The 22492-nt window shown below is 70.6% G+C and carries 19 protein-coding genes, 1 other RNA gene and 1 pseudogene; 8 read left to right on the top strand and 13 right to left on the bottom strand.

Annotated features, from left to right (window positions below):
- Positions 1-46 precede the first annotated feature (46 nt).
- Complete coding sequence (locus ACIRPH_RS27120) at positions 47-1609, top strand: MFS transporter (RefSeq protein WP_402919285.1); 1563 nt, start codon at positions 47-49, stop codon at positions 1607-1609.
- Here the strand turns inward: ACIRPH_RS27120 and ACIRPH_RS27115 are convergent.
- Both ACIRPH_RS27115 and ACIRPH_RS27110 read right to left on the bottom strand, forming a co-directional pair.
- Entirely contained in the window at positions 1530-2396 is an 867-nt protein-coding gene (locus tag ACIRPH_RS27115) for a deoxyribonuclease IV (RefSeq protein WP_402919283.1), read from the bottom strand. The two genes, ACIRPH_RS27120 and ACIRPH_RS27115, sit on opposite strands and share 80 nt — an antisense overlap.
- 210 nt (positions 2397-2606) lie before the next feature.
- Entirely contained in the window at positions 2607-4124 is a 1518-nt protein-coding gene (locus tag ACIRPH_RS27110; protein WP_402919282.1) for an FAD-binding oxidoreductase, read from the bottom strand.
- A gap of 88 nt (positions 4125-4212) precedes the next feature.
- Between ACIRPH_RS27110 and ACIRPH_RS27105 the strand changes: the two genes are divergently transcribed.
- The 5 genes from ACIRPH_RS27105 (at position 4213) to rnpB (ending at position 8037) form a co-directional block, all read left to right on the top strand.
- Positions 4213-5211, top strand: a complete 999-nt coding sequence (locus ACIRPH_RS27105) for a helix-turn-helix transcriptional regulator (RefSeq protein WP_402919281.1) — start codon at positions 4213-4215, stop codon at positions 5209-5211.
- 4 nt (positions 5212-5215) lie between these two features.
- On the top strand, positions 5216-6085 hold the full coding sequence (locus ACIRPH_RS27100) for a Nif3-like dinuclear metal center hexameric protein (RefSeq protein WP_402919279.1): 870 nt from the start codon (positions 5216-5218) through the stop codon (positions 6083-6085).
- A gap of 111 nt (positions 6086-6196) precedes the next feature.
- Positions 6197-6958 carry a zinc ribbon domain-containing protein gene (locus ACIRPH_RS27095; RefSeq protein WP_402919277.1) on the top strand — a complete coding sequence of 254 codons (762 nt, stop codon included), beginning with the start codon at positions 6197-6199 and terminating at the stop codon, positions 6956-6958.
- Positions 6955-7635, top strand: a complete 681-nt coding sequence (locus ACIRPH_RS27090) for a histidine phosphatase family protein (RefSeq protein ID WP_402919275.1) — start codon at positions 6955-6957, stop codon at positions 7633-7635. The genes ACIRPH_RS27095 and ACIRPH_RS27090 overlap by 4 nt, the downstream gene beginning before the upstream one ends.
- Positions 7636-7649: 14 nt before the next feature.
- Positions 7650-8037: RNase P RNA component class A (gene rnpB, locus ACIRPH_RS27085), an RNA gene on the top strand.
- A 64-nt stretch (positions 8038-8101) separates the two neighbouring features.
- On the opposite strand, the gene ACIRPH_RS27080 is transcribed toward rnpB, so the two are convergent.
- The 9 genes from ACIRPH_RS27080 to ACIRPH_RS27040 form a co-directional block, all read right to left on the bottom strand.
- Positions 8102-8539, bottom strand: coding sequence for a hypothetical protein (locus ACIRPH_RS27080; protein WP_402919273.1), 438 nt, complete (start codon positions 8537-8539; stop codon positions 8102-8104).
- Between the two features lie 140 nt (positions 8540-8679).
- The gene (locus tag ACIRPH_RS27075) at positions 8680-9813 is read right to left on the bottom strand and encodes a tyrosine-type recombinase/integrase (RefSeq protein ID WP_402919271.1); all 1134 of its coding nucleotides are present in this window, start codon (positions 9811-9813) and stop codon (positions 8680-8682) included.
- A gap of 9 nt (positions 9814-9822) precedes the next feature.
- Complete coding sequence (locus ACIRPH_RS27070) at positions 9823-9999, bottom strand: helix-turn-helix transcriptional regulator (protein WP_402919269.1); 177 nt, start codon at positions 9997-9999, stop codon at positions 9823-9825.
- On the bottom strand, positions 9996-11399 hold the full coding sequence (locus ACIRPH_RS27065) for a replication initiator (protein WP_402919267.1): 1404 nt from the start codon (positions 11397-11399) through the stop codon (positions 9996-9998). Before ACIRPH_RS27065 ends, ACIRPH_RS27070 begins: the two co-directional genes overlap by 4 nt.
- Before the next feature lie 192 nt (positions 11400-11591).
- Entirely contained in the window at positions 11592-11999 is a 408-nt protein-coding gene (locus tag ACIRPH_RS27060; RefSeq protein WP_402919265.1) for a DUF3307 domain-containing protein, read from the bottom strand.
- 647 nt (positions 12000-12646) lie between these two features.
- Positions 12647-12790 (bottom strand): molecular chaperone DnaJ, encoded by a 144-nt coding sequence (locus ACIRPH_RS27055; protein ID WP_402919263.1) that lies wholly within the window; start codon positions 12788-12790, stop codon positions 12647-12649.
- A gap of 17 nt (positions 12791-12807) precedes the next feature.
- Positions 12808-13512, bottom strand: a complete 705-nt coding sequence (locus ACIRPH_RS27050; protein ID WP_402919262.1) for a DUF2637 domain-containing protein — start codon at positions 13510-13512, stop codon at positions 12808-12810.
- Positions 13513-13623: 111 nt separating this feature from the next.
- A complete protein-coding gene (locus ACIRPH_RS27045; protein WP_402919260.1) occupies positions 13624-14958 on the bottom strand; it encodes an FtsK/SpoIIIE domain-containing protein in 1335 nt (444 codons plus the stop codon).
- A gap of 117 nt (positions 14959-15075) precedes the next feature.
- Positions 15076-15408 (bottom strand): hypothetical protein, encoded by a 333-nt coding sequence (locus tag ACIRPH_RS27040; protein WP_344184436.1) that lies wholly within the window; start codon positions 15406-15408, stop codon positions 15076-15078.
- Between the two features lie 191 nt (positions 15409-15599).
- On the opposite strand from ACIRPH_RS27040, the gene ACIRPH_RS27035 reads away from it, so the two are divergent.
- On the top strand, positions 15600-16367 hold the full coding sequence (locus ACIRPH_RS27035) for a GntR family transcriptional regulator (RefSeq protein ID WP_402919257.1): 768 nt from the start codon (positions 15600-15602) through the stop codon (positions 16365-16367).
- A 1089-nt stretch (positions 16368-17456) separates the two neighbouring features.
- Positions 17457-18035 carry a hypothetical protein gene (locus ACIRPH_RS27030; protein ID WP_402919255.1) on the top strand — a complete coding sequence of 193 codons (579 nt, stop codon included), beginning with the start codon at positions 17457-17459 and terminating at the stop codon, positions 18033-18035.
- 1012 nt (positions 18036-19047) lie between these two features.
- On the opposite strand, the gene ACIRPH_RS27025 is transcribed toward ACIRPH_RS27030, so the two are convergent.
- Together ACIRPH_RS27025 and ACIRPH_RS27020 are read right to left on the bottom strand one after the other, a co-directional pair.
- A complete protein-coding gene (locus ACIRPH_RS27025; protein WP_402919253.1) occupies positions 19048-21423 on the bottom strand; it encodes a SulP family inorganic anion transporter in 2376 nt (791 codons plus the stop codon).
- Positions 21424-21769: 346 nt separating this feature from the next.
- Positions 21770-22492 (bottom strand): annotated as a pseudogene (locus ACIRPH_RS27020) (hypothetical protein); the annotation flags it as partial.

Below are 22492 nucleotides of genomic sequence, written 5' to 3'. Positions count from 1 at the left end.
GGGACCCGCCCCGCGCCCTCCGTACCCCCCGAACTGGAGGAACCCCGTGAGCACGCCGCCCGAACCCCGGTACGGGGAGACCGCCCCCGCCGGGAATCCCGCCCCCGCGGCGCCCGGGGCCCCCGGCGGGCCCCCCGGGCCCGCCGACTCCGTTTCTCCCAGCGGGGGAGCGGCCCCCTCCCCCCGCCGCCCCGCCCCCCTGGGCGGGCCCTTCCACCGCTTCTGGGCCGCCACCGTCGCCACCAACCTCGGCGACGGCGTGCTGGCCACCGTCCTGCCGCTCATCGCCGCCACCCTCACCCACGACCCGCTCGCCGTGTCGGGGCTCCTCGTCGCCCGCTACCTGCCCTGGCTGCTCCTGGGCCCCTTCGCCGGGGTGCTGCTCGACCGGGTCGACCGGCTGCGCGCCATGGCCGTGTCCACCGCCGTCTCGGCCGTGACCGTCGCCGGCCTCGCCGTCGCGGTCGCGGCGGGACAGGCCGACCTCCGGGTGCTGTACGCGGCGATGTTCCTGGTCATGAGCTGCGAGACGGTGACCGACCCCGCGAGCCGACTGCTGGTCACCCGTGTGGTCGCCAGGGACCGGCTCGACCGCGCCAACGGCAGGATGGAGGGCGGCCGCCTCGTCGTCCAGGACTGCCTGGGGTCCCCCGTGGGCGGCCTGCTGTTCGCCGTCGCCGCCGTGGCCCCGGTGGCCGGGGCGGCGGGGGCCTACGTGCTGTGCGCCGTCCTCGTGCTGGGCCTGGCGCTGCTCCTGCGCAGGAGCGGACCTGTGCCCGGGGCGGAGGACGCCGCCGGAGCCGGACCGGGGGGCGGGGCCCCGCCGCGGAGCGCGGTGGAGGACCTCGCCGACGGGTTCCGCTACGTCTTCGGCCACTACGTGCTGCGCAGGCTCATGGTCGCCAACGCCGGGATGATGATCGGCATCCAGATGGGCATGGCCGTCCTGGTCCTGTTCGCGCGGGACGAACTCGGCGTCCCGGCGGCGCTGTACGGCCTGTTCGTCGGCGGGATCGCCGTCGGCGGGCTCCTCGGGTCCGCCCTGGCCGCGCGTCTGGTCACCGCCCTGGGACGCCGGGCCGTGATGACGGCGGGCTACCTGGGGGTGGCGGCCGCCGCGATCGCCATGGGCCTGTCGCCGCACGCCCTCGTGGCCCTGCCCGCCTGGGCGTTCCTGGGGTTCTGCCTGGCCGCGAGCAACATCGCGGGGTCCCCCTACTTCCAGGTGGTCGTCCCCGCCCACGTGCGCGGTCGCGCGTCCACGGTCTTTCGCACCGTGGGCTGGGGCCTGTCCCCGGTGGGCGCGTTCCTGGGCGGGCTCCTGGGACGGACCGACCTGGCGCTGCCGTTCGTGGCCGGAGGCCTGGTGATGGCCGTCGCGGTCCTCCACGCGCGCCGCGCCGTCGCCGACGCCGCACGCGCGTGCGACGAGGCGGAGGCCGACGGCTCCGGGCACGGCGGGACGCACCCGAGCGCCGGGGCGCCCGGGGGAGCCGGTCCGGAACCGGGGGCCGGCGCCGGGAGGGGCCTCAGGCGCCCTCGCGCAGCCTCTTCAGCGTGGCCACGTCGGCGGCGTGCGGGTCGGCGGGGCCGGGGGTCTCCAGGATGAGCGGGACGCCCGCCGTGACCGGGTGCCGGAACAGCTCCCCGAACGGCTCGGCGCCGATGTGCCCGGCGCCGATGTTCTCGTGCCGGTCCTTGTTGCTCCCGCAGGGCGCCTTGGAGTCGTTGCAGTGCACGACCTTCAGGCGGTCGGCGCCGACGACCTCGCCGAAGCGGTCCAGCGCCGCGCGCATGCCCTCCACCGTCGAGATGTCGTGCCCGGCCGCGAACAGGTGCGCCGTGTCCAGGCACACGCCCACGCGCGGGTGCCACTCCAGGGCCTCGAAGTAGGCCGTGAGGTCGTCGACGGTGGCGCACAGGACCTGGCCCTGGCCGGCCATCGGCTCCAGCAGGACCGGGGGGACGTCCTCGCCGACCCTCTCCAGCAGCGGCATGAGCCGTTCCCGGGTGCGGGCCAGACCCGCCTCGCGTCCGCCGGACACCGCCGAGCCGGTGTGCACCACCACGCCCAGGGCGCCGATCTGCGAGGAGCGCCGCAGCGCGTGCTCCAGGGAGGCGACCGACTTCCCGGCCGTCTCGTCCCCGGGGGTGCCCAGGTTGATCAGGTAGGGGGCGTGCACGAACTTCGGCAGGTCGGTGCGCTCGCGCATCCGGGCGTCCTGTCCGGGGTCGCCGCCGTTGGTCGCCCACCCGCGCGGGTTGGACACGAACACCTGGACCGTCTCGGCGCCGATCTGCTCGGCGTAGGCCAGCCCCTTGTCGGCCATGCCGCCGGCCACCGGGACGTGGGCTCCGACCGGGGACGCGGGTCGCCGCTGCTCACTGTTGCTCATCGACGGACAAGCCTACGGGGCTCCGGGCGCGGACCGTCCGTGCCGGTGCTCACACCGGGCCCCGGGGCCGGCCGGGTTTCCGGGCCCGCGGCACCGCCCCGCGGTGGTCCTGATGCCTGCGGCGGGCCCGGCGCCGCGACCGGCCGTGGGTGCGCGTTCATCGCGGGCCGGGGCCCGCGCGTCGTGCCGGCGCCGCCCCCGGAGGGCCCGTCAGCCGCGCGGCGGGATCGGGCGGTTGGAGTGGAACACCCCGTCCGGATCGAACTCGGCCTTCACCCCGGTCAGCCTCGCGTAGGCCCCGGGATCGAACACCTCGCGCACCGCCGCCCCGTCCATCGGTCCGAAGCCCAGGGTGGACGAGCGCCCCACCGCCCGGTCGGAGACCAGCCCCGCCGCCCGCTCGCGCAGGGCCTCCGACTCCCCGGTGTCCTCCCCGTCGGCGAACGTCAGCACCGTCAGGGCGTAGGCGGCGTCCCTGTGCCCCACCGCGTTCGCGCTCCCCGGCTCGCGGGCCAGGGCGCCGCCCAGGTGCCGCAGCCAGACCACGCACATCGACGGAGCGGTCGCGGCCAGCCGGGTCAGGGCGCCCAGCGACTCCGCGTCCAGCCCGTCGACCAGGACGCTGCGGCCCCGATACCCGGCCTGGTCGTCGTGCTCGTCGAAGACGGCGCCCGAATCGGCGTACGGGAGCTCCCCCAGGGTGTCGGCCAGCACCGGGCCGGCCGAGCGCAGGGGCTCCACCAGGTCGGGCCCCTCCTCGGGCGGGCCCGACCAGGCCACCGACACCTGGACGACCAGGCGGCCCCGCATCGCCCCCGGGACGCCCGGGAAGTCGGGGTACGCCAGCATCGAGGCCCCCGACGTCAGCTCCTCCGGGGTCGTCTCCGCCCACCGCCGCCACGCGTCCAGGACACCCGGCTCGGCGGTCGCGTCGAAGTACAGGCTGCCCCCGTAGAGCCGCGCGACCGGGAACAGGCCGATCTCCATCCCGGTGACCACGCCGAACGCGCCGCCTCCGCCGCGCACGGCCCAGAACAGCTCGGGTTCGGCCTCCTCCGTCACCTCGCGCAGCCGCCCGTCGGCCGTCACCATGTCGAGCCGCTTCACGTGGTCGGCGGCGAACCCGTACCGGCGGGCCAGCAGTCCCACGCCCCCGCCCAGCGTGTACGACACCGCGCCCACGCCCGGGGAACTGCCCGACAGGGGCGCCAGCCCGTACGGCGCGGCGGCGTCGATGACGTCCTGCCACGTGGATCCCGCGCCGACCCATGCCGTCGCCCGGCCGGGGTCCACCCGCACACCGCGCAGGCGGCCGGTGGCGACGAGGACGCCGGCCGGCGGCCGGTCGCCCCCCGACCCGGCGGTGCGCTCCTCCCGCTCCGCCCCGCCGCAGGCCGCGGTTTCCCCGCCGCCGAGACCCGAGCCGAGACCGTGCCCGGTCAGCTGGGCCGCGACCCGCAGGCCCCGCCCGGCGGCCCAGGCCACGGCCGCCCGCACGTCCCCGGCGTCCCGCGCCTCCACCACGGCGACCGGGAGGTGGCGGTCCAGCAGCTGCATCCCCGTGCGGGCCGCCTCGTAGCCCTCCGACCCGGGCGCGTGCACCGGCCCGGCGACGAGGGCCGCCAGGGACTCCGCCGCCCGTGCGGCGGACGCGTCCGCCGGGCGGGGCGGGTTGCCCCCGGCGCCCGCCCGGTCCCGGTCCTTCCCCGTGTTCTCGATCTCCGGCATGCCCGCACTCCTCTTCGTCTCGTCCACAGGGCCACCGTAGGAACCGATGCGGTCACAACGTGACCGCGATGTCCGGCAGACTGGATCCATGAGCGAGTCGGTCCGCAAGGGGATGCCCCAACGGCTGCTGCGCCTGCTGTCCCTGCTGCAGGCCAGGCGGGAGTGGAGCGGCGCGGAACTCACCGAGCGCCTCGGCGTCAGCGCGCGCACCCTGCGCCGGGACGTCGAGCGCCTCCGCGACCTCGACTACCAGGTGGAGGGGACCCCGGGCGTCGCGGGGGGCTACCGCCTGGCCTCGGGGAACGACCTCCCGCCCCTGCTCCTGGACGACGACGAGGCCGTCGCCATCGCCCTCGGCCTGGTCACCGTCACCGGGGTGCAGGAGAGCGCGCTGCGTGCCCTGGCCAAGCTCGAACGCGTCCTGCCGGCCCGGCTGCGCCCGCGCCTGGCCGCCGTCAGGGACACCACGTCCGCGGTGGCCCACCCCGCGGCGCCCGCGAGCGCGGACCCGTCGGTGCTCGGCATGCTCGCCGCCCACCGCCGCGACCGCGTGGTCACCGACTTCGACTACCGGGACCGGGCGGGCGCCGTCCGCGCCCGCCGGGTCGAGCCCCACCACCTGGTCTCCCACGGCGGGCACTGGTACCTCATCGCGTACGACACCGACCGCGACGACTGGCGCACCTTCCGGACCGACCGCATCATCGGGCCCCGGGCCACCCACGGGCGGTTCACCCCGCGGGAGCTGCCCGCGCCCGACCCGGCCGCCCACCTGCTGCGGACGTTCGCCGCGGCGACGTACCTGCACACCACCCGGATCACCGTCCGGATGCCGGCCGCCGACCTGCGCGCCCGCGTCCACGGCCCCTTCCCCGGCTGGATCGAACCCCTGGGGCCGGACACGTGCCTGGTCAGGATCAGCACCGACTCCGCCGACCTGGCCTGCCAGTACGCGCTGGCCGTGCTGGCTCTCGGCGCCGAGTTCGACCTCGACGCCCCTCCCGGGGTGGCCGACCGGCTGCGCGCGCTCGGCGCCCGCCTCGGACACGGCGGCGACCGCGTCGCCGGGCGGCCGGGAGAGCGCTAGTCTCATGGCCGTGAGCTCCTCGACCCCGCACCCCAGCCTGTCCGACGTGATCTCCGCCTTCGAGGAGGTCTATCCGCCCCACTGGGCGGCCTCCTGGGACGCGGTCGGACTCGTGGCCGGCGACCCGGCGCAGGACGTCGCGAAGGTCCTGTTCGCCGTCGACCCGGTCGAGGCGGTCGTCGACGAGGCCCTCACCTGGGGTGCGGACCTGATCATCACCCACCACCCGCTGATGCTGCGCGGTGTCACCAGCGTGGCGGCCGACACCCCCAAGGGACGGGTCGTCCACCGCCTGATCCGCTCCGGAACGGCCCTGTACACGGCGCACACCAACGCGGACACCGCCTCGCCCGGCGTCTCCGACGCGCTCGCACGCGCCGTCGGCGTCACCGGGCCGCTGCGCCCCCTCGACCCCGACACCACCGACCCCGAGGGCCACCGGGGCATCGGCAGGATCGGCGCTCTGGACCGCCCGGCCGTCCTGCGCGACTTCGCCGCCCAGGTGGCCCGGGCCCTGCCCGCCACGGCCGCCGGGGTCCGCGTCGCCGGCGACCTGGACCGCATCGTGAGCACCGTCGCCGTGTCCGGGGGAGCGGGGGACTCCCTGCTCGGCGCCGCCCGCGCCGCCGGGGTCGACGTGTTCGTCACCTCCGACCTGCGCCACCACCCCGCCTCGGAGTTCGTGGAGAACCCGGGCGGCCCGGCCCTGGTCGACACCGCCCACTTCGCCAGTGAGTGGCCCTGGCTCGCGGACGGGGCGGCCCGCCTCGTGGAGGCACTCGGGCGCGCGGGGCACCCCGGGGGGACTAACGTGGAGACACGCGTCTCGACGACGGTGACGGACGCCTGGTCACAGGCCTTGCCACACGTCTGAGAGCACACCGCCCCGCGAGGGGCGGCCCCGACACCAATTGCACAGAGCCGCACAGAGTAGGGCGCGGGCGGCGTTCTCGCCTTCCCCAGCCACCCCAGGAGACGTGTACAAGTGAAAGCCGAACCCGCCGCACAGGCCAGACTGCTCAACCTCCAGGAACTGGACTCCGAGCTCCAGGTCCTGGCCCACCGGGCCCGCACCCTGCCGGAGATCGCCGAGGCGGCCGGGCTCAAGGAACGCGCCGACCGGCTCGAGACCGAGCTGATCGCCGCGCAGACGAAGGTCTCCGACGTCGAACGCCAGCAGCGCAAGGCCGAGAGCGACGTGGACCAGGTGCGCAGCCGCGCCGACCGGGACGCCAAGCGCCTGGAGTCGGGCCAGACCACCAACGCCAAGGAACTGCAGAACCTCCAGTCCGAGATCGCCTCGCTGGGCCGCCGCCAGGCCGAGCTGGAGGAGGTCGTCCTGGAGGTGATGGAGCGGGCGGAGGCGCTGAACGCCACGGTGGCCCGCCTGACCGCCGAGCGCGAGGAGGCCGTCGCCGAGCACACCGCGGTGGTCGCCCGCCGCGACACCGCCGCCGCCGAGATCCAGTGGGACCGTACCCGCGTCGCCCAGGACCGCGAGCGCGTGGCGGGGGAGATCCCCGCCGACCTGCTGGCCCTCTACGACAAGCTGCGCGCCCAGTACGACGGGATCGGCGCGGCGCCGCTGCGCTACGGCCGCTGCGGCGGCTGCAAGCTCGCCCTGAGCACGGTCGAGCTCAACGAGATCCGCGCCCACGCCGCCGACGAGGTCGTGCGCTGTGAGGACTGCCGCCGCATCCTGGTGCGGACCGAGGAATCCGGGCTGGGCGGCCAGGCCGAGCAGTGAGCACCGGCTGGGGAGCCCCCGACACCGCCCCGACCCGGCTCGTCCTGCTCCGGCACGGGCAGACGCCCCTGTCGGTGGAGGGGCGTTTCGCGGGCCGGGGCGACATCCCCCTCACCGAGGAGGGCCGCGCGCAGGCCGGGGCGGCCGCGCGCCGACTGGCCGAACGGCCGATCGACGCCGTGGTGTCCTCGCCCCTGCTGCGCGCCAGGGACACGGCGGCCCTCGCCGCGCGGGAGCTCGGGCTGCCGGTCGAGGTGGACGAGGGGTTCGTGGAGACCGACTTCGGCGCGTGGGAGGGGCTGACGTTCGCGGAGGCCCGTGAGCGCGCGCCCGAGGCCGTCGACCGCTGGCTGGCCGACCCCGAGGTCGGGCCGCCGGGCGGGGAGAGCTTCGCGGCGGTCGCCCGTCGGGTCGAGAAGGCCCGCGACGCGCTGGTCGGACGCCACCGGGGACGCACCGTCCTCGTGGTCACGCACGTGACCCCCATCAAGCTGACGGTGCAGCAGGCCGTCCTGGCGCCGTTGGCGGCGCTGTACCGGATGCACCTGGACACGGCCTGCCTGACCGAGGTGGACGTCTTCTCGGACGGGCCGATGGTCGTGCGCTCCCTCAACGACACCGCCCACCTGGACCGGGTCCGGGACCGGGCGGGCCGGGGAGGCCCGGAACGGGCGTAGAATGCGGGGCGAGGGGAGTCGGCCAGACGGTCGCGGACCGCGCCGGGTGCGCGGGTTCGAGGAAAGTCCGGACTCCACAGGGCAGGGTGGTCGGTAACACCGACCCGGGGCGACCCGCGGGACAGTGCCACAGAAAACAGACCGCCACCGCTCGCGGTGGTAAGGGTGAAACGGTGGTGTAAGAGACCACCAGCGGCCGGAGTGATCCGGGCGGCTTGGTAAACCCCACCCGGAGCAAGGTCAAAAAGGGAGCCTCCGGGCTCCCGCGCGGATGTTCGAGGGCGGCCCGCCCGAGTTCGCGGGTAGACCGCACCGAGGTCGTCGGCAACGGCGGCCCCAGATGGATGACCGTCCGGTCCCTCCGGGGACCGACAGAATCCGGCTTACCGGCCGACTCCCCTCCTTTCGGCCTTCTGGCCTGCGGTGCAGGTTGGGGGAGCCGACCGTGTTCCGGCCCTGTTCCGGATTACCGGGTGAGTCGCTTCATCCTCGCCTTGTCGAGGAGTTTGCGGCCGTGAGGCCAGACTTTCATATCTTTCTCTTGGTCCAGAATCTTTGCGAAATCTTCTGCCTTCGGTTCGATCATCCTGAAGGAAGACTGCCATAGATCAATGACGCTGGATTCCTTGATGTACTTCATTTTGCAGTAGTATCCGAGGACGTCGATCTGAGCCAAGGCGTGGTTCACTGCCTCTCGCTCTTCCTCGTTTAGTTCCGTCACCTCCCGATTCTCTTTTGCTAACCTAACGAGAATTCCTCGGCCTCTCTGATTTTCAGTGCTTATCATCTCTTGATGCATGCTCAGGAGTAGGTCTCTCTTTTTGAGGCTTCTGTTGTAGAAGAAGTTAAATAGAAAAGAGGCAACGGAGATGCTGAGAGCTAGAATGCTGATCCCAATTCCCATAGATCCGCCCCGGAGTGTGTGGGTGTTTGCTGGTATCGATTTTGATGTATTGTTTCAGGGGATGATGCTTTTCGTCTAGTCAATCTGAGGGACGATAGACCTTCAAGGTTGATTTCTTTGCAAGGAGTTGTGGCTCTGGCTCAGCCGGGGGAGCGCAGGAGCAGGTCGATCGCCCCCCGCCCGAGTTCCTCGTGGTCGGGGAACAGGTGCCCGTAGGTGTCGAAGGTCTCCGTGATGGAGGCGTGGCCCATCCGGCGCTGAATGGCCTTGGGGTTCACCCCGGCGGCGATGAGAGCCGAGGCGTAGAAGTGCCGCAGGTCGTGGAAGCGGGTGCCCTCGGGCAGGCCGACCTTCTTGACCGCCCGGGACCACGCCGAGTTGAACGCCGAGGGCTTGGCCACGGTCTTCCACGTGTTGCTGATCAGCACGTCCCCGGGGGCCGGTTCGTACAGCTTCATGTGCCGTTCGATCTCTTCGAGCACCAGGTCGTCCACGGGCACGATGCGCCGGGAGTACTTCGTCTTCAGCTCGACGAGCTTGCCCTTCTGCGCCTGCATGCGGATGTCGAGGTGCCGCTTGGCGAAGGCCACCCGGGGAATCGTGAGTCCCAGTGCCTCTCCGCGGCGAAGGCCGGCACCCGCACCGAGGAAGACCGCTATGCGGTAGCGCGGCGTGATCGCGTCGGCCATGTCCCCAACCGCTTCCACGGGAAGGGGGTCGATCACCCGGTCACCGAGACGGGGCAGCTTGACCCGGGAGCACGGGTTGGCGGTGATGATCTCGTCATCGACGGCGGCCTGCATGACGATGCGCAGTGTCGCGAAGGCGATGTGCACCGTACTGGCTGACAAGCCGGGGTCACCGTTCAGCTTGGCCACGAAGGACTTGGCGTCGGCCCGGGTAACACTCCCGACCTCGCGGCCCCCGAAGGCCGGGTAGACGCGGTGCCTCAGGTGCCGTTCGTAGGTCTCCCGGGTGCTCTCGGCCACGTGGACGAGCTGGGGCAGCCATCGAGTCTCGGCGTACTCCCGCAAAGACACCTTTCCCGCCCGGGGATCCACGTAGGACCCGCGCAAGCGGTCGGCCTCCATCAGCGCCACGTGGTTCTCGGCGTCGATCTTGCGAGGGAACGCCCGGGACACCTCATCCCCGCTGGGGTCCATCCACACGGCCAGGTAGCGTTTGCCTTTGCCGTAGCGGGTGGACTTTTCCTTGGCCATCGTTCCGTCGGGCTGCTTGGCCTTGCGCCACCACAGGTCGCGTACGCGTCCCATCAAGTCACCTCAGTCCTGATCCAGGACCCAGGCGCGAACCTCGGTCGGGTCGTAGCGAACATGGCGGCCCACCCGGTGTGATGGGGGACCGGTGCGCAGGTAGCGCCATTGGTAGAGGGTCTTGGGAGGCACCCCGAGATAGACCGCGGCTTCGCCCAGGGTCCAGAGGCGTTCGAGGGTCTTCACGGGGACGTCTCCTTACCGGTGGAGCGGCCCATTCCGGCGACCATCGACGCCAACGCCAGCTCCCCGAGGGTGAGCCCCTGTCCGAGGTAGTGCCAGGTCTTCAGGGTCAGCGTGGACTCCTCCTCCTGGACCACGGGGGGAGTGAAGGTCTCGTCATCCCACGGGCGCCCGGCGGCGTAGTCGGTACGGACCTGGCGGAGCTTGCCCAACGTGGTGGAGTAGCGCCGGGACTTGGTCGAGAAGTGACCCCGGAAGCCCAGCATGTGCGCCCAGGTCCTCAGCTTGAGGTCTTCCAGCTGGGGGTACAGACGCGCGTTGCCCAGTCGCCAGCACGTGTAGATCAGCCGTCCCGCGTGGGGGCGCACCTGCGACATGTCCACGTGGTCGATGTCGTGGATGCGCTGGTCGATGGTGCCGGTGTCCTCAGCGGCCTTGGTGGCGTACTTGGCGATGTAGCCCGCCACCGCAGTGTCGGTGAGGGCCTGGTCGGGGCCGAAGGACTCGATCGGACGCACGTCCACCTGCCTGCCCCACACCAGATCCCAGGTTCGTCCGTTGACCTCGGGAGAGGTGACCGAGACGGCCCGAGCGGCGGAGTCCACAGCCGCGGCGAGCATGTCCACGCTCGCCCAGACCGGAGGAGGGGGCCACCCGGAAGGGTCCTTGGTGTAGCCGTCCAGGCGCACGACCGCGTGGAAGTGGACTGCTCCCCGAGCTTGGAACTCGGCGACCTTGGCGTAGGACACCCGGACCCTCTTGGAGAACTCCGTGCGGGAAAGGCCGGCGGCCGAGGCGAGGTGGTTGCGCAGGTACAGGGTGAACCGGCGCCACAGTTCCCCGGTGTGGGCGTGCCACAGGACGTGGCCGATGTAGTCGTAGACGCTGGGATCGAGCGGCTGACCGATCAGGGGGTCTTCGGCACGGTGGTGCTTGAAGCAGGACGAGTCGTTCCTACGGGGGTGGCAGACGCGCGTGCGACCGTCTTTCCCCGGACCCCGGTGGACCGCCCCGAAGGAGGGAGCGGTGAGGGTGACGAACGCCCGGGGGTGCACGCCCACCGAAGTCGGGACGCCCTTGTCTCCGCCGACGACACCGGCCTTGACGAGGTGGTAGGTGTCGGCCCGGTACTCCTCCGAGCAGGAGGGGCAACGGGAGGCACGCCGGTTCTTGCAGCGCACCAGCAGTTCGTTCGCCGGTTCGGAGGCGGTGGAGTACTGCGAGATCAGTTCGCCCGTGGTGGCGTCCACACGGGTGGTTTCTCCGGTCAGCCGGACGGGGCAGGAGCAGCCGCGGAGCGAGCGGGCACGGTCGATCCAACGGTCCAGGTGGTTCTCGTCCCTCGCGGTGATCCGCGCCAGGACGGGACCGATCAGACCGCCGAGGTGTTCGGGTTCGGGCATGACGAAGCAGGGCCTTTCATGGATAGGTGAGGCCCCGGCGAGGCGGGTGTGTGGAAGCAGCGCCGTCGCCGGGGCGGTCGAGCAGGTCAGGTCACCAGGTGGTTTCGCAGTCCCGGCACTCGTAACCGGTGACGGTCTTGCCGCCGTCGTAGCTGTATTCGGTGATGTCGTCGCCACCGCAACTCGGGCAGGTCACGAGCGGTCACCGCCCGAGGTGGCGATGAGCGCGGCGGCGAACAGGGCAGTGTGGTGCATGGCCTGATCGACATGGGGAGCCCCACCGGCCTCGTAGAAGGCGGAGGCACGGGTGTGGGTCATCCACCAGCGCACCGGCCACCTACGGTCGATGATGCTGTGGGACACCCAGGACACGGCCACACCTGCGGCCAGGCGGCGGGGGGAGAGCCGCAGTCCGAGGGTCCGGGAGACGATGCCGACCGCGGCGAGTTGGGCCAGGTGGTAACTGGCTACGTGCGCCTGGTTCGCGGTCCAGGACTCGGCCTTGTTCTGCGCCTGGTGATCGGTCTGCGTGAGGTAGTCGCCCACGTGGTGCGCAGCGGTCATCGCGGCGAGCACCGTGGGGAAGGCGTTCGATGCCATAGGCTGGTCGGGCCCCTTTCGTTCCTTGCATTCGCGTGTTGGGTTCGTTGGGTAGGTGAACCGGGGTGCGGTAGGTGTGTGGAAGCAGCGCCGCACCCCGGGCTTGGATCAGGCTTTGGGGCAATTGTTCGGGTGATAGTCAGACCTCCCGTCGCTGTAGATCAGGTCACCGCAGTTGCTACAGATTTCCAGTCGTCCCATGAAGAGCCTCCTGCTCCTTTCAGACGGACCCGGTTGGTCCCCACACCGCCCCGTAGGGCGGCATGGCCATCGACCGGATGGCCGTTCTCTTCTACTTGGGGCAGCCGAAGCAGCGTTCGGGGACGGTGCCGAGCGGGCCGCTGTAGCTGACCGTCTCTCCGCAGTTGCGGCAGGTCTCGTTGCGCCTCATCGGTCCTTCCTCCCCCCGAGTGTCGTAGCGGTGGTCTTGGTGGGGTTCTCCCAGCAGTTCACGAGGCCCTCTCCTTCGTTCGTTTTCGCGTGTTGGGTTGGTTGGTCAGGCGGTTCTGCGGCGGACGGCCGGTGTGTGGAAGCAGGACCGGTCCTCTGCGGTCAGGTAGCGGTGATGCCGTAACCGGAGCAGTCTCGACAGGTGTCTCCCTCGCTGAGGACCCCGTGGCCGTTGCAGGTCGAGCACAGGTGGCTGGTCACGGTCGGCACAGCACCGTCACCTTCCCGGTGCCCCCGCAGGTGGAGCAGGCCGTGTAGCGGCGGGCGAAGAGGCCGAGCTTCTCGGACACCACGCGGCCGGTACCAGCGCAGTCCAGGCACTTCACGGTCTTGGTTGGCATGTTCAGACCTTTCTGTTTCAGTGGGTGATCTGCTCGCGCAGGGATGCGGCGACCGTTTCGGAGACACCGAGCCGGGAGCGCAGCGCGGTCACGGTGATCTCATGGCCGTGGGTGATGCGGTAGTCCTGTGCCAGCTGCGCGGCGAACGGCGCCAACGGATGGCCCTGTTCCACGGCGGCCGGAGCGGGTTCGGGCGGTGAGGACACCGGGACCGGCGGAGGTTCCGGAGCGGGCACGGTCTCGGTCTGCTGCCAGCGGACCTCGGTCACCCGGAACTCGTCTCGCTCCTCCGAGGACTCCGAGGATTCGACCGTGTCCGGGTTCTGGTCGGGGGCCGGCACCCGGTGCGCCGCACGGCGTTCGAGCATCGACATCGCGACCAGGAACGCAGCTGCGGGAACCGCCGCCATGATCCAACCCCACACGGTCGGTTGCGCTGTGGCCAGGTTCGCGGCCAGGGTCAGGATCACTGCCCCGAACAGGACCACGGTCGGCCAGGTCAGCACCCCCTCAGCGGTCTTGCGAGTCGCGTCCCTCTGCCGTTCCCGAGCAGCCATCACACAGGTCAGGTCGATCGATACCGCGATGGCCCACGCCATCCACCCGTGCTGCCCCGACTTCTCCGCCAGATCCCGGATATGGGTGAAGCTTCCCGCGGCAGCGATTCCGGCCAGGACCAGGATCGGTCCCCAGTCAGCGGAGGCCGACAGTGCGCGTCGCATCTCACGCCCCCTCGATCTTCCGGTAGTGCTCCTCACAGACCCACTCGTCCGTGCTCGTGGTCTTGGTCCATGCGGGCTTTGTGCAGTAGGTGCACCAGTACGAGAGAGTCATCAGGACATCTCCTTCTCCAGGAGCTCCCAGTCCAGGTCTCCGGGAACCGGGGCCGTCGAGTTCGCGTTACCGGCAACCAGGTCGTCCCAGTCCGGAGCCATGTGGGCGTACTCCTGCGAGGCGTCTTCGGCCATCTCCTCCGTGGTCAGGTCCGAGCGGACCCGGTACCAGCGCCCGTCTGCCCCCACCGTCACGGCCACGCCCGGCATCTCCGCGGGGATCTGCATCGCGGCCGACAGCGAGTCGGGGGCCAGATCGCCGAGCGCCATCTTGGCCGTCTCCCCGTCGTTGACCCGGTGGCAGATCCGACCCGTGATCTGGGCACGCAAGGCCGTCACCCCGGGACCGAGGTCGGACCCCACTCGTTGGCCAGCGATCACCAGGTGGATACCGAACGCCCGCCCGAGCTGGGCGTTGCGCAGCAGCAGAGTCGAGGTCCGAGCGATCTCGTCCTTCTCGGCCTTGTCCGTCATCAGGTACAGCTCAGCGACCTCATCGACCACGATCACCACCGGTGTCGGACGGGTTGCCTCAGGGAGCTGCCAGATGTTGCGGACACCGGCTTCCCTGCACTGACTCATCCGATCGGTCAGCATCACCATCACGTCATCGAGCAGGCCCATGCACTCGGACCGAGTCGTGGCCAGCTTCGACATTCGCTTGGTGTAAGGGGTCAGCTCCACCCCGCCCTTGAGATCTAGCCCCGCCAGAGCCACCGGCTGAGGAGCCAGCTGGTACACCAGGGCGTTGAGGTCGGTGGACTTGCCCGACTGCGTCGCGCCCATGATCAGCCAGTGGGGGACCGCCCGGAAGTCGATTACCCACGGGTCACCGGTCTCCAGCGTGCCCATTCGGACCTTGAGCAGGTCCCAGTTCTCACCCAGTGGAGCCGCTTCGGTGACGGTGCCCAGGGGGTCACGTCGCGATGCCGCCAACTCCACCCAGCCAGGACCCGAGGTGCGCAGCCGGACCGAGTCCACCCGCCAGGCGTGCGCCAACCGGGCCAGGGCGTCCTTGTAGTCGTCGGGGGTCTGCCCGTCGTGGAGCCGAGCACGGACCCGGAACCCGAACGGGGTCGGCCGGAAGCGGCGGAGCTTCGGCTTCTTCTCCACGCTGACCTGCCGGACACCGCCCTTGACCTTCATCTTGCGGCGAGTCACAGAGAGCCCGCACCCCTGGGAGACGTGCTCCCAGGTCAGGTGGACCCGCAACGCGGAGCCGACCAGGCCGGGTCCGTAGGACCAGGTGTTCGGGGACCAATGGTGCCAGGCGGCAGCCGAGAGCGGCACCGCAGCGGCGGCCGGGGGAACCGCCCACAGAATCTCGGGGAACATCGTCATCCCTTCCTTAAGAGGTTTCGCCCTTGCCCTTGCAGGTCGGGCACAGGGTGAGTCGGTAGTCGGGCATGTGCCGGACTTCGCCGGTGCCCGTGCAGGTCAAGCAGCTGGGCATTACTCCGTGGCCTTGCGCAGGTCCATGGGGGCGACCGTGGCGGCACCGAAGGCCACGCCGTGACGGCCGTTGGTCTCCCACGGGATCGCGACCAGGCCCTGAACGGTGAGCGGGGTCCCCAGTCGAGCGGTGATGGCGTGCGTCGCAGGGAAGCTGACCAGCAGCGTCTCCGCGTCGTTGTCCTCGACCTGCGCCAGCACCTTGAGCTGCCACATCGGAGAGCCGTCGGCGTTGTACTTGATCTCGCCGGTGGTGCGGTCCTTGACCTTGGGACGCGGGGATCCGGCCGCGATGAAGACCATCTGGGACGTGTCCACGGGAATACTGCGCATCTCGAACTCTTTCTAGTAGCTAGAACCTAGTTGCTAGGAACAAGGCCAACAGTACAGTCCTAGTAACTAGGAGGCAAGCAGGAGATGTGGATCTAACCGAAAGGTAAGGTCCGACGCCCGGTAAGTCCGTTTTTCGCTTCGTTACCACTAGGGGTAACGTGAACCTCCGAGCTAGGGGGAAGGAGCTAGGTATGAGCCTTGAGTCGCCACGACACCGGTACCAGCAGGTCGCAGACCACATCCGGGCAGCTATCGCGAGCGGGGAGTACAGCCCGGGATCGAAGCTGCCGAGTCAGCCGAAGCTTGCGGAAGAGTTCGGGATCACTCAGCGGACCGTGGGCAACGCGATCGCTGTGCTTCGTCGGGAGGGGTTGGTGCGAGTGGTGGACAACGTAGGCGCGTACGTCCGTGACGTTCCGCCGATTCCCCGGTTCGCCAACAAGCGCTACGCGAAGTCCAACCGGGAGGCCGGCAGCGCTCGGGGTGCCTTCGACAGCGAGCTGAGGGAACGGGGTCACGAGACCACGACCACCCTGGTTCAGCATGGACAGACCGAAGCTCCGAAGCATGCGGCTCAGGCCCTAGGGATCGAGGAGGGTGCGCCCGTCGCGATTCGCAAGCGCCACATGCTCGCGGACGAGACTCCTGTCCAGGTTGCGACGTCGTATGTCCCTTGGGACTTGGCCGAAGGCACCGCCATCGTCGAGGAGGACACCGGGCCCGGTGGGACCTACTCCCGGTTGGCCGAGAAGGGGTTCGGTCCTGCGCGCTTCACTGAGGCCGTCAGGATTCGTACCGTCACCCCGGAGGAGGCGGACTTCCTGAAGTCCGACCCGGAGCAGCAGGTGTTCGAGATCCTTCACACGGCGTGGGACGAGAACGACCGGGCGGTAGAGATCTGTGTGCATGTCATGCCCACCTACCAGTGGGAGCTCCACTACGAGTGGCCCGCCAACTAGACGACGCCAGGAGATGCCCGGCCACCGTGAGGTGAGCCGGGTTTCTTCATGCCCGGAGCCGGGTGATGAGAAGTTTCCTTACGTCTTCAAGCCCGCACCTGCGGTGCGGGGCAGCCTGCGGCTGGGCTGGGCGGTCGGGTGCCGGACGCGGCCGGAGGGCGGGTGGCCGGGCGCGTTGCTGGCGGCTGCAGCCCCGCGGTTCCCCTGGTGAGAACACAGCCTCCGGCGGGGACTCGGGGATCCAGGAAGCGGGGGCAGCCGCGCACGGCCGGGGTCTGCTGTGGCGGTGCGCCCCTCTCCCCCTCACCCTTCGTCCAGTCAGGGACCTACCACACCGCCCAGGGGCCACAAGGTCGTTCGGACAGTGGGGCGCTCCACCTTGTGGCCCCTGAACGGCGCGGTCGCGCGGTGCGTGGACGAAGGGTGACGGGAAGAGGGACGGGGTCGGAGCGTGGTGGGGAAGGGGGAGGCGGGGGTGGGCCTGGTTCCTTTGCTGGTTCGACCAGGGGGGTCGAGGCGTGGAACGGGAGAGGCGGGCCGGGTCGGGTGTGGGAGGACCAAGCCGCGGGCGGGGTACGCGGAAAAGGCCGGCGGGGTGCGGGAGATGGAGAGCGCGCGGGACCAGGGCGCCGAGGGTGTCGCGGGCACATCTCTACCCGGGGGGCATCCTCCGAAGAGGGCGAGTGCGAAGCGTGTTGATGTACGCGGCAACCAGGAGTGCGCAAGCGCGGTTGCGGTCACCCGGGGGTGTCCGGCGGTAGGCGCGCCGCGTCCGCTGCCGCCTGCGTCCCGCGCGGCGCGTCCTCGCGCGCCCCGCCGAGCCCAGTGGGCACGGCGATTCTTCACAGGGTGGGCGAACCAGGGGCAGCAACAGTCCAGGGACACAGGGGGTGTGGTGGACCGACAGCGGGCGGGGCGGGCGGCGGGTCTGCCAGACAACCAGGGCCAGACAGCAACCGTGGAGCGGGACAGCACACGGAAGGCAGGACCTCAGAGGAGCAGGTGAGGCAGAGAAAGAGGTGAAGGATTATTTATGGCAGAGGCGATAGTTTCTTGATACTCTCCAGTGGTTGCATATTATTTGCCGACTTGAATGGAGGAACTAATAAAGTGGATGTTGCTTTAATTGGGTCGATTATTGCAGCGGTTTCAGTGCTGGCTGTTGGTGGTGTGACGTGGTGGACGCAGACTCGAATCGCTGAGAATCGAGTCAGGTGGGAGGCGTCTCTGGAGACTGCCAAGTGGGAGACTTCGAGGATCGATAGCCTGCTGTCGAGCTTCTTGGATGTCGGTGATGCTGCAAATGTCTACATGCTTGTCTCGGCAGACATCGATGTAACCAGTTGGAGCCAGAGGGAAAAATACGTAATGGCAATTGTAGACTCTCTTGGCAGGGCTCGTGCTGAGTACTATGCCACTCGGGATTTTGAAGGAAAGGATGAAGTTTGGGCATCATTTGAGTCGATTGAGAAATTTTCTGGTGTGCATCGAAGCCAAAAAAGCCTGATGGATGCATGGGATCCGGATTTGCTGGCTCGTGCAGTCGAAAGCATCAGTCAAGCGCGAAGGGCTTCTATGATTATCCCACTGAAATTGCACAACGATAAATCCAAAAGATTTATTGGAAGAAAAAAGCGCACGGAGCTTGGGGATGGTCCCTCGAAGTAAACATCTCCTTCAGTCTTGGTTCACTTATCGAGCCCAGTCTTGTTCCGTCTGTGTTCCGGAACAGGTCGGGGAGTACCGAGGAACAGCGAGAAGCCGCGAGACCTGTCATCGCAGGTGACGCGGCTTCTGTGGGTATCGGTCGAGGTCAGCGGAACGGGCGTGGTGGAATCCGGCTTACCGGCCGACTCCCCCCTCTCTCAGCTTCTGACCTGCGCCGTAGCGCGGGGGAGCCGACCGTGTTCGCTCTCTGTTTGCTCCGGTCGATCAGCGGGTCCGCAGGAGCAGGTCCATCGCCCCGCGTCCCAGCTCCTCTGCGGATGTCCCGCCCTGTCCGGGCCCGGCCCGGGACGGATCGCGGGGCCCGCGGCGCGCCCTCCCCACTGCGGGCCCGGTCAGGTGTGATCCCCGGGGACCGGCGCCCGCCCCGGCCCCTTTCCCCGCCACGTGCGACGGCATCGGCTCCGGTGGCCGGGTTCGCGCCCGCGGGGCCGGGACCGCAGCCGGTGGGCGCCTGCGCCCCGGTGGGCCGGGTGCCGCCCGGACGGGGCCGCGGACGGCGGGGCGGCGGCCGGGATCGGCTCGCCGCCACCGCCGCCCGAGTTCCGGATCGCGGCGCTCGCGGGCCTTCCGTCCGGCGCTGAGCCGTACCGGCCCCGCGCCGCCCGGAGCCCCGCCGAACCCCGGCCGGCCCCGGTCGGGGAGCGACGCGCGCGGCGCGTGGGAACTCCGGGGCGCGGGAAGTCCTATGGATACAGGCATACAGCCTGCCGGTGATGGCCTGCCGCCCATGCGCACCGATAGATTGGCCCTTGCGCTCCATACCCCGGGCCGAGTGCCGGAGCGCGTGCGCCCGTGGGCCGACGTCCGGGGTCGACGGCCCAGCGGGCATCCGCGTTCACGGGAATGGGTGACTCTTGTTCGACTCCACCGTCTTCTGGGTGGTCCTCTTCGGTTTGCCGGTCCTGGCCATCGTGGCGATCGTCATGCTCGCCACCTATCAGGCCTCAGGCGTTCAGCAGGACGAGCGTGACGACGCGCCCGGCGACGACTCCTCCAGAAGCTGACCCCCGTCCGCTCCCGGTCGGGGGTGCGGAACGGGATCGCCCACGTCCTGCACTCCCTGCACGGGACGGAACTCCCCGGTCGCGGTGTCCAGCAGGTGGACCCTCGCCGTCTCCAGGTCGTAGTACATCCCCGACAGCTCCAGGTCGCCCGACTCCACGCGTTCGCGCACCACCGGGTAGCCCATGAGGTTGCCGAGCTGCTCCTCCACGTTGGCCTGGGCGAGCCGCCGCAGTGCCTCCGCGGCGGGCAGGCCGGCCAGGGCCCCGGACTCCTCCCCGGCCCGCACCAGGCTCTCGTGCCCGTTCGCCAGCCAGCGGCACATGTTCGAGGTCCGCTCGTCCCCGGGTTCCTGGTGGGCCTTCTCCAGGAGCGCCTTCATGGCGCCGCAGTGCGAGTGGCCGCACACCACGATCGACGGCACCCGCAGGACGTTCACCGCGTACTCGACCGCCGCACCCACCGACACGTCGCCGGGGGTGCCCCGCCTGGGCACCAGGTTGCCGACGTTGCGGACGGTGAACAGGTCGCCGGGTCCGCTCGAGGTGATCAGGTTCGGCACCACCCGTGAGTCGGCGCAGGTGATGAACAGCGCGGTCGGGTGCTGTCCGTGGGACAGCCGGCCCATCAGCGACCGCATCCGGTCGGCGGTGCTGGCGTGGTACTCGCGGGCGCCGGCCGTGAGCAGGCCCAGGGGGTTGACCTCCCGCGGGGTCTCCTCGGGGGCACGGCGCATGCCCCACGGCGCCCACCAGCGCGCCAGGCCGCCGGGCGCGGTCTTGGAGGCGGGGGCGGAACTGGTGGAGCTGCGCGCGTACCACCTCTCGTGCACCTCGTCGATGTCGACGGCGCCCCCGGTGCGCTCGTGGTCCACGCGCCAGGCGTGGATGGCCTCGAACGCGGCGTGGTCCATGAAGTCCACGTGCAGGTCCAGGTCGACCTGGGAGCCCTCGGGGACGGTGCGCAGCACGTGGGCGAGCCGGGGCACCCCGAGGAAGGTGAGCGAGCCGTGCACCGTGACGTGGACGCGGTTGTGGCGCTCCTCCGTGGTCACGGTCAGCTTGGTGAGCCTGCGCAGGGACACGATCATGGCCAGGGCGAAACCGATGAACACCCCCTCCATGAGGCCCAGGAGCACCACGCCGAACAGGGTCACCAGGTAGACGCTGGCCTCGTGGTGGCGCCGCAGGTCGCGCAGGTGGGCGATCGAGACCATCTGGACGCCGATGAACACCAGCAGCGCGGCCAGTGCGGCCATCGGGATCAGCTCGACCACGTGCGCGAAGAGTGCGACGAACAGCAGGATCCACACACCGTGCAGGATGGTCGACCGGGGCGTGTGCGCCCCGGCGCGCACGTTGGCGGTGCTGCGCACGATCACGCCCGCCACGGGCAGGCCGCCCAGGGCACCGCTCACGGTGTTGGCCGCGCCCTGGCCGAAGAGCTCGCGGTTGAGCATGATCCGGCGGCCGTTGTGCAGGCGGTCCACGGCGATCCCGGCGAGGAGGGACTCGACGCTGGCGACCAGGGCGACCGTGGCCACGGCGACGGCGATGCCGTGCCACTGCCCGGCCGCGGGGAGCATCGGTCCGTTCCAGGCGTCCGCGAGGGAGTCCGGGAGGACGACGGTCTCGACCCTCCAGTCCCCGACGGTCGCGATGACGGTCGCGGTGCCGACCGCGACCAGCGCGGCCGGGACCACCGCCGGGCGCAGCCGCCCGAAGGAGGGCAGCTTGTTCCAGGTGAACATGATCGCGATGGTGATGACGCCGACGGCGACGGCGGCGGAGTGGTTGTGCGCGATCTGGTGGGGCAGGTCGGCGATGTTGGCCACCGCCGAGCTCTGCGGGGCCCCGCCCAGGACCACGTGGAGCTGGGCGAGGGCGATGGTGACGCCGACCCCGGCCAGCATGCCGTGCACGACGGCGGGGGAGACGGCCAGGGCCGCGCGGGCGATGCGGACGGCCCCGAGGACGAGCTGGACCAGACCGGCGAGCAGGGTGATGAGGCAGGTCACCCGCCAGCCGTAGGTCGCGACGAGGTCGGCGACGATGATCGTCAGCCCGGCGGCCGGTCCGCTGACCTGCACCATGGAGCCGCCGACGAGTCCTGCGACGATGCCGCCGACGACGGCGGCGATGATTCCTGCGATGAGAGGGGCGCCTGAGGCGACGGCGATCCCGAGTGACAGTGGGACGGCGACCAGGAAGACCACCAGGGAGGCGCCGACGTCGGCGGCGACCCCCTTGCGGTCCTTGTGGCTGCCCGGTGGCGCCGCGGTTGCGGGCGGCGCGTCGGGCTGTACTCCCTGGGCGTCGTTGCGCATGGTTGCTCCGTTCGGGTTGGACCAGGCAAGTGAGGCGTAGGCGCACGGGGACGACGGTGTCCGGATCGGGGGGTGTGCGGATGAACGCGGGGACACGACGAAACCCCGAAGGGTCGCCTGTCAATCACCAACTGTAGTCAACTTTCGTCGCTCAGGGTTACCATCTGTTGTGGTTTCAGTGGCTGTTTTCCCGGCTTCACAACACGTGGGGACAAATCAGGACAGAAAAAACACCGAGGTGACGGGGCTGTCCCGTGCACCTCGGTGATGTGAAGCGGTGGGGCCGGACGGAGTCCGGCGGCGCGGGGGGATCACGGCGCGTCAGGGCCGCCCGGACCGCGCCGGTTCAGCGGAAGCGGCCGTCCTCGTACCCGCCCTCGTACCGCTCCTGGCCGTAGCCCCGCTGGTCGTGGGGCTGCTCGGGCGGGTAGGGCCCCGGCGCCCCGGGGCCGTCCGGCCGTCCCTCGTCACCGTGCTGTTGCCATCCCTCCAGCGGCGGGTAGCCGCCGTAGTCGGGCTGCTGCGGCGGCTGCTGGGCCGGGTAGGAGCCGCCCAGCATCTCGGAGTAGCCGCTGCCCGGGCCGCCGGGGCCGGGCGGTCGCCCGAACCGGTCGCCCTGCTCCTGGTAGCCGCCGTAGCCCGGCGCGACCTCGCCGCGCAGCTGCTCGGCGGGGTAGCCCCCAGTGGGCGGAAGGGGAGGGTAGCCCTGCGGGCCGCCCGGGTACGGGGCGCCGTCCTGACCGCCCGGGTAGACGGGGTGGCCGACGGGCCCGCCGTTGAAGGGGGAGGGCGCGCCGGGCGCCGGAGCCTCCCGCTCGGGTCCGGCGTGGGAGCCGGGCGCCGCCGGTCCGCCGACGGATCCGGGGCCTCCCGGAAGCCCGGGGCCGCCGCCCTGCACGCCGGGAACGGTGGGTGCGCCCGGGGAGCCGAATGTGCCGCTGCTCTCGCCCCACAGGGGGGTGTTGCCGTCGGGGTAGGAGGGGCGTGTGTGGTTGCCGGTGTCGAACTCGGGGAGTCCGGTGCCGGTGTGGTCTCCCCGTGTGTGGCTGCCGGTGTCGTAGGAGGGGCG

It is taken from the genome of Nocardiopsis sp. NPDC101807 (genome assembly GCF_044766605.1).
GTDB lineage: Bacteria > Actinomycetota > Actinomycetes > Streptosporangiales > Streptosporangiaceae > Nocardiopsis > Nocardiopsis tropica.
Note: the sequence above shows the minus strand (reverse complement) of the source record. Positions and strands in the feature narration are given on the sequence as shown.

What these genes read in the sequence shown, in the direction of transcription:
- ACIRPH_RS27050 (WP_402919262.1), bottom strand. Translation starts at nt 13,512, where the DNA reads ATGCGACGCGCACTGTCGGCCTCCGCTGACTGGGGACCGATCCTGGTC.
- ACIRPH_RS27115 (WP_402919283.1), bottom strand. Translation starts at nt 2,396, where the DNA reads ATGAGCAACAGTGAGCAGCGGCGACCCGCGTCCCCGGTCGGAGCCCAC.
- ACIRPH_RS27100 (WP_402919279.1), top strand. Translation starts at nt 5,216, where the DNA reads ATGGCCGTGAGCTCCTCGACCCCGCACCCCAGCCTGTCCGACGTGATC.
- ACIRPH_RS27080 (WP_402919273.1), bottom strand. Translation starts at nt 8,539, where the DNA reads ATGGGAATTGGGATCAGCATTCTAGCTCTCAGCATCTCCGTTGCCTCT.
- ACIRPH_RS27035 (WP_402919257.1), top strand. Translation starts at nt 15,600, where the DNA reads ATGAGCCTTGAGTCGCCACGACACCGGTACCAGCAGGTCGCAGACCAC.
- ACIRPH_RS27065 (WP_402919267.1), bottom strand. Translation starts at nt 11,399, where the DNA reads ATGCCCGAACCCGAACACCTCGGCGGTCTGATCGGTCCCGTCCTGGCG.
- ACIRPH_RS27045 (WP_402919260.1), bottom strand. Translation starts at nt 14,958, where the DNA reads ATGTTCCCCGAGATTCTGTGGGCGGTTCCCCCGGCCGCCGCTGCGGTG.
- ACIRPH_RS27055 (WP_402919263.1), bottom strand. Translation starts at nt 12,790, where the DNA reads ATGCCAACCAAGACCGTGAAGTGCCTGGACTGCGCTGGTACCGGCCGC.
- ACIRPH_RS27040 (WP_344184436.1), bottom strand. Translation starts at nt 15,408, where the DNA reads ATGCGCAGTATTCCCGTGGACACGTCCCAGATGGTCTTCATCGCGGCC.
- ACIRPH_RS27075 (WP_402919271.1), bottom strand. Translation starts at nt 9,813, where the DNA reads ATGGGACGCGTACGCGACCTGTGGTGGCGCAAGGCCAAGCAGCCCGAC.
- ACIRPH_RS27105 (WP_402919281.1), top strand. Translation starts at nt 4,213, where the DNA reads ATGAGCGAGTCGGTCCGCAAGGGGATGCCCCAACGGCTGCTGCGCCTG.
- ACIRPH_RS27060 (WP_402919265.1), bottom strand. Translation starts at nt 11,999, where the DNA reads ATGGCATCGAACGCCTTCCCCACGGTGCTCGCCGCGATGACCGCTGCG.
- ACIRPH_RS27025 (WP_402919253.1), bottom strand. Translation starts at nt 21,423, where the DNA reads ATGCGCAACGACGCCCAGGGAGTACAGCCCGACGCGCCGCCCGCAACC.
- ACIRPH_RS27110 (WP_402919282.1), bottom strand. Translation starts at nt 4,124, where the DNA reads ATGCCGGAGATCGAGAACACGGGGAAGGACCGGGACCGGGCGGGCGCC.